Annotated in this window: 5 protein-coding genes; all 5 read left to right on the forward strand. The window is 52.7% G+C overall.

All coding sequences use genetic code 11. The features are described 5' to 3' along the window. Positions 1–19: 19 nt before the first annotated feature. A complete protein-coding gene (gene tgt, locus Q0499_RS14625) occupies positions 20–1,144 on the forward strand; it encodes a tRNA guanosine(34) transglycosylase Tgt (protein WP_299200499.1) in 1,125 nt (374 codons plus the stop codon). A 41-nt stretch (positions 1,145–1,185) separates the two neighbouring features. Then, on the forward strand, positions 1,186–1,521 hold the full coding sequence (yajC, locus tag Q0499_RS14630; RefSeq protein ID WP_299200501.1) for a preprotein translocase subunit YajC: 336 nt from the start codon (positions 1,186–1,188) through the stop codon (positions 1,519–1,521). A gap of 185 nt (positions 1,522–1,706) precedes the next feature. Beyond that, the gene (secD, locus tag Q0499_RS14635) at positions 1,707–3,557 is read left to right on the forward strand and encodes a protein translocase subunit SecD (protein WP_299200502.1); all 1,851 of its coding nucleotides are present in this window, start codon (positions 1,707–1,709) and stop codon (positions 3,555–3,557) included. Between the two features lie 14 nt (positions 3,558–3,571). Beyond that, on the forward strand, positions 3,572–4,495 hold the full coding sequence (gene secF, locus Q0499_RS14640) for a protein translocase subunit SecF (RefSeq protein WP_299200503.1): 924 nt from the start codon (positions 3,572–3,574) through the stop codon (positions 4,493–4,495). Positions 4,496–4,673: 178 nt separating this feature from the next. Further along, positions 4,674–6,667: ribonuclease R (gene rnr / locus Q0499_RS14645; protein ID WP_299200504.1), on the forward strand; the 1,994-nt coding region annotated here is incomplete at its 3' end.

Consider the following 6,667-nt stretch of genomic DNA (forward strand, 5'->3'; position numbering starts at 1 on the left):
TGTGACCAGAGAATGTTTTATGAAGTTTGAGCGGCTGGCGACCGATGGTAAAGCCCGTCGCGCCCGCTTGAGCTTTCCCCGTGGTGATGTGGAAACACCGGCGTTTATGCCGGTGGGAACCTATGGCACGGTTAAGGGGATGTTGCCGAAGGATATCGAGGCAATTGGCGCACAGATTATTCTGGGTAACACCTTTCATCTGATGCTGCGCCCTGGCACCGACGTGGTTAAAGCCCACGGTGATCTGCATGATTTTATGAACTGGAAAGGTCCGATTCTGACTGACTCCGGTGGCTTTCAGGTGTTCAGCCTGGGCGCGATGCGTAAGATTACCGAGGAGGGTGTGCACTTCCAGTCACCGGTGAATGGTTCCAAAGTGTTTATGGGGCCGGAAGAATCGATGCAGGTTCAGCGTGATCTGGGCTCTGATATCGTGATGATCTTCGATGAATGTACGCCTTATCCGGCGACTGAGATTGAAGCGGCAGACTCTATGCGGCTCTCTCTGCGCTGGGCAAAGCGTTCTAAAGCGGCCCATGGCGATAGCCCGTCGGCGTTGTTTGGTATTGTTCAGGGCGGCATGTACCCGCATCTGCGGGATGAGTCGATTGAGGGGCTGAATGAGATCGGCTTTGATGGCTATGCCATTGGCGGCTTGTCAGTTGGCGAGCCTAAAGAGGAGATGGTCAAAGTACTGGATCATCTGGCGTATAAAATGCCTGAGGATAAACCCCGTTATCTGATGGGGGTGGGCAAGCCGGAAGATATTGTTGAAGGGGTGCGTCGCGGTGTAGACATGTTCGACTGCGTTATGCCAACCCGCAATGCCCGCAATGCCCATCTGTTTACCCGCAACGGTGTGATAAAACTGCGCAACTCGGCGAATAAAACCGACACCCGTCCGTTGGATGAGCAGTGCAGTTGCTACACCTGCCAGAATTTTAGCCGTGCATATCTGCACCACCTTGATAAATGTAAAGAGATCGTTGGCTCGCAGCTGAATACGATCCATAACCTGCACTATTATCAGGAGCTTATGGCCGGATTGCGTCAGGCCATTGAACAGGGTAAATTGGACGACTTTGTTGACCAGTTTTACCATCTTAAGGGGATGGAAACACCGCCTCTTAACGTTGAAGTTTGATTTTAAATTTTTGATTTTATTAAATATTAGGAGAAGCCTTAATGAGCTTTTTAATCGCTACAGCTGAAGCTGCAGATGCTGCCGCACCGGGTGGTTTAGATCCAAGCATGTTCAACCTGATTTTTCTGGTTGGCTTCGGTGTTATTTTTTATATGTTCATGTGGCGCCCACAAGCCAAACGAGCTAAAGAGCATAAAGCATTGCTGAGCGGACTGAGCAAAGGTGATGAAGTGATCACCGCAGGTGGACTGATCGGCAAAGTGGCTCGTCTGAATGATGACTACATCGTACTGAGCGTAAATGACACAACTGAGCTGACTTTTCAGAAGACTCATGTGAGCGCTGCGCTGCCAAAAGGCACCATTAAGCAGATCTAGTAACCAACCCATATCAAAACGCCACTATAGTGGCGTTTTTTAAATGTGGTGGAACAATGTCTGTTATTAGTAGGCGTTGTTCTTTTAACTGTTTAAATCTAAACAATGGTGCCCGGTCGGAAGTGCGCGTTTTTTTGCTAGAAAACGTTTGCTCAGATGTCCGGGCTAGTTAGGGACAGAGCGCCATGCTCAATAAATATCCACTGTGGAAAAATGCGCTGATCGTGCTGGTATTGCTGATCGGTGGCATCTACGCCGCGCCCAACCTTTTTCCAGACGATTATGCTGTTCAGCTTTCCGGTAGCCGGGAATCGAATATTGTTAACCAGCCGCTGCTGGATCAGGTGAAACAGGCTTTGCAACAGGCTGATATCAGCGTTAAAGGTGAAGAGCTGACTGATAACGGCGGATTGTTACGCTTTAAGGACAGTCGTACTCAGCTTGAAGCGAAAGAGATTATCAGTCAGACGCTGAAAGAGGACTATGTCGTGGCCCTCAACCTGGCGCCCACGACGCCGGAATGGCTGCGCTCTCTGGGAGCCGGGCCGATGAAACTGGGTCTTGATCTGCGCGGTGGTGTGCACTTCCTGCTGGAGGTGGATATGGTGTCTGCGGTGGCTCAGCGTCTGGATGTCTATGTCAGCGAGATTAAAACCAAACTGCGGACCGATAAGCTGCGTTATCGCTCCGTTGAACACCGTGAAGATGGCAGTCTTGAACTGAAATTTTCCGCTGCGGACGCGCGTGATCAGGCCGCTACTCTGCTGCGTAAAGATTATTCCGAATTTATTATCAATACCGAAGATCTGGATGGCGCGTTCTACCTCACCATTAATCTGCTGGAAAGCAAGATCCGTGAGATCGAAGACTACGCCATCAAGCAGAATCTGACGACCCTGCGTAACCGGGTGAATGAGCTGGGTGTTGCAGAGCCGCTGGTGCAGCGTCAGGGTCGTAACCGTATTGTGGTGCAGTTGCCGGGTATTCAGGATACCGCTGCTGCTAAACGTATTATCGGTAAAACCGCAAACCTTGAGTTCCGTCTGGAAGCCAAGACCGATGCTTCCCGGGTGGCCACTGAAACCTATGAGTTCCGTGATCAGAGCCGTGAAGCAACTCTGGAAAAAGATATCATTATTACCGGATCCAGCGTGTCTAATGCCCAGTCATCCTTTGATGAGAACGGTCAGCCACAGGTAAACATCTCTCTGGACGCCAAGGGTGGCCAGCTGATGAACCGGACCACCAAAAATGCGATCAAGCGACGCATGGCGGTGCTGTTTGTCGAGCATAAGAGTCGTACGCTCTACGAAACCGTTAATGGTGAACAGGTAGCCAAACGGATTCCTTATGTTGAGAAGAGGATCATCTCACTGGCGACGATACAGAGTATTTTGGGTGCCAGCTTCCGTATCACCGGGCTGGACAGTGCGACAGAATCATCTGAACTGGCGCTGCTACTGCGGGCCGGTGCGCTGGCTGCGCCGATCTACTTTGTTGAGGAGCGTACCGTTGGTCCTAGCCTGGGTGAGCAGAATATTCAGCTGGGTATGATGTCGGTGCAGATCGGTTTTGCTCTGGTGATGCTGTTTATGGTGGCTTACTTCCGGGTGTTTGGTCTGTTAGCCAATATCGCGCTGACCTTTAACCTGATGATGCTGCTGGCGGTGATGTCGATTATGTCGGCGACGCTGACCCTGCCGGGTATCGCCGGTATTGTGCTGACTGTCGGTATGGCGGTGGATGCGAACGTGCTGATCTTCTCGCGAATACGGGAGGAGCTGAAGAACGGGATGCCGGCGCAATCAGCCATCAGTGCTGGTTTTGACCGGGCGTTCTCCACTATTTTTGACGCCAACATCACCACCTTGCTGGCAGCAGTGATCCTGTTCGCGATGGGCACAGGTCCGGTGAAAGGGTTCGCGATTACCCTGTCGGTCGGTATCCTGACCTCCATGTTTACAGCGATCATGGTTACCCGGATGCTGGTGAATCTGACTTACGGCGGTCGTGCGCTGAAGAAACTGTCGATCTGACGGAGTAGAGTAAGATGACGACTGAAAAAGTTTATAACTTCATGGGGCTGCGAAAAGTCGCAGCCGCTTTTTCGATCACCTTGCTACTGATCTCGGTAGCATCTCTGGCGATCAACGGGCTTAAGTTTGGTCTCGACTTTACCGGTGGTTCGCTGATCGAAGTGGGCTATCAGCAGGAGCCTGATCTCAACGCTATCCGTGATAAATTGCAGAGTGCGGGTTATGAAGATGCTATCGTGCAAACCTTTGGTTCGCCGGTTGATATTCTTATCCGCATGGGTGTTGCGCACGATCCGAAGCTGGGAGATACGGTGTTGCAGACCCTGCAGAGCGGTGAGGCTCAGGAACTGACCCTGCGCCGTAACGAGTATGTCGGCGCGCAGGTCGGTGAAGAGCTGAGAGAGCAGGGCGGCTTAGGCATGCTGCTGGCGCTGTTTATGGTGATGGTCTACGTTGCCTTCCGCTTCCAGCTGAAGTTCTCTATCGGCGCCGTGACCGCGTTGGCACATGACGTGGTGATTGTGCTGGGTTTCTTCTCGGTGCTGCAGCTCGACTTTGACCTGACCGTGCTGGCTGCTATTCTGGCGGTGATCGGTTACTCACTCAACGATACCATCGTGGTGTCTGACCGTATTCGGGAAAACTTCCGTAAACTGCGTAAGAGTGAGGCGGTCGAGATTATGAACGTTTCTCTGAGTCAGACCCTGGGCCGTACGCTGGTAACCTCGTTCACGACGTTGTTGGTGCTGGTGGCACTGGCGGTGTTTGGTGGCGAGATGATCTTTGGTTTTGCAGTTGCGCTGCTGGTCGGTGTGTTTATCGGTACCTACTCTTCTATCTATGTGGCCGCGAACATACTGATCATGCTGGGCATCTGTAAAGAAGATCTGATGCCACCTGAGAAGCAAGAGGGTGACGAGATCGACGAAATGCCGTAAGTTGCATTTTGTACTGAAAAAAGCCGGCGGATAGCCGGTTTTTTTGTTTACTGGCTCCGCTGTTTATAAAACTCCCAGTTTTCAATTGTTTGACTAAACTGCAGGTACGGGAAAACGCTCCAGATTCAGCAGTGGTTGGAGTATAGTTATTCAAAATGCATATAACAGAAGATGATTAATGCCTGATTCAAAGAACTTTTCTGACGACCCCTATGCCGACCGCGAAGCGGAAAAATATGATCGACCGATAGCCAGTCGGGAGCTGATAATGCAGCTGCTGGCCGAGCAGGGCGAGCCCCTCACCCGCCCTCAGCTGGAAGCATTGCTGGACATTGATGATGAAGAAACGTCCGAGGCCCTGCGTCGTCGTTTGCGAGCGATGGAGCGGGATGGGCAGCTGATGCGCAACCGTAAAGCCCAGTATGTCTTGCTGAGTAAACTTGATCTGATTGCCGGTCGGATTATGGGACACCGGGATGGTTTTGGCTTTTTGATTCCTGATGAAGGGAATAAGGATATCTTTCTCTCGGCCCGGGAGATGCGTCAGGTGTTTGATGGTGATCGGGTGCTGGTCAGGGCCACCGGCGAAGACCATAAAGGTCGCACCGAGGGCACCATTATCGAGGTGCTGGAGCGCAAAACCCGCAAACTGGTCGGCCGGTTTCAGGGGCATGGCGGGTTTGGCTACATGACCCCGGAAAACCAGCGCATAACCAACGATATTCAGATTTTGCCCGACCCCGACAGTGGTATTGACTACAAGCAGGGTCAGCTGGTGGTGGTTGAACTGATTACACCGCCGTCAAAGCGGGCCAAAGCTACGGCGCGGGTGACCGAAGTGCTGGGCGATCATATGGCGCCGGGGATGGAGATCAAGGTTGCCATTCATAACTACGATATCCCCAATGAGTGGACCGAAGCCATCCGTCAGGAGGTCAGTGAGTTTGGCCCTGAAGTCCCTGATTCTGCCGTCGAAAACCGGGTCGATCTGCGCGACCTGCCACTGGTGACCATCGACGGTGAAGATGCCAAAGATTTTGATGATGCGGTCTATTGTGAGCCGAAGCGCTCCGGTGGCTGGCGGCTGTGGGTCGCCATCGCCGATGTTTCCTCCTACGTGCACCCTGACACTCCGCTGGATGTAGAAGCGCACAAACGTGGTAACTCGGTCTACTTCCCTGAGTTTGTGGTGCCGATGCTACCGGAGATGCTCTCCAATGGACTCTGCTCGCTGAATCCGGATGTTAACCGGTTGGCGATGGTGTGTGAGATGACTATCAGTGCCAGCGGTAATCTCAGTGGTTATACCTTCTACGAAGCGGTGATCCGCTCTAAAGCCCGACTCACCTACACTAAAGTCGGGGCGATGCTGGAGGAGCCGGATTCGGATCTGGGTGCCGCGATGCGTCAGCAGTATGCTGAGGTGGTGCCGCATATTGAGCATCTTCATGAGCTTTACTGTGCCTTGCGTCAGGCCCGGGAAGAACGGGGTGCGATTGACTTTGAAACCACCGAAACCCGGATTCTGTTCAGTGAAGAGCGCAAGATCGAGAAGATCATTCCAGTGGTGCGTAACGATGCCCACAAAATTATTGAAGAGTGTATGCTCTGCGCCAACGTCGCCTCGGCGCAGATGCTGCAAAAGCTGAAGCAGCCGGCGCTGTTCCGGGTGCATGATGGCCCGAAAGAGTCAAAACTGCAGTCCCTGCGTACCTATCTTGGGCCGCTGGGCCTGAGTCTGGGAGGCGGTGATGAGCCCACGCCACCGGATTATCAGGCGCTGTCTGAATCTCTGGAAGGGCGGATCGATAAGCATGTTATCCAGGTGATGATGCTGCGCTCAATGTCGCAGGCGGTCTACAGTCCTGAACATAAGGGCCATTTTGGTCTGAACTATCCGGCCTATACCCATTTCACCTCGCCGATTCGCCGCTACCCCGATCTGCTGGTGCACCGTGCGATTCGCGGGTTGATCCACTCCGATAGTGATAGTCGTCATATTACCCGGCCGGCCAACTTCCGTCCTGATAAGCGTTTTAAGCATCGTTATACCATGGAACAGATGGTCGAACTGGGTGAGCACTGTTCGATGACCGAGCGGCGTGCCGATGATGCCACCCGGGATGTGATGGCCTGGCTGAAATGCGAATATATGCAGGACTGTGTCGGTGA

Source organism: uncultured Amphritea sp., from assembly GCF_937127095.1.
In the GTDB taxonomy this organism is placed as follows: domain Bacteria; phylum Pseudomonadota; class Gammaproteobacteria; order Pseudomonadales; family Balneatricaceae; genus Amphritea.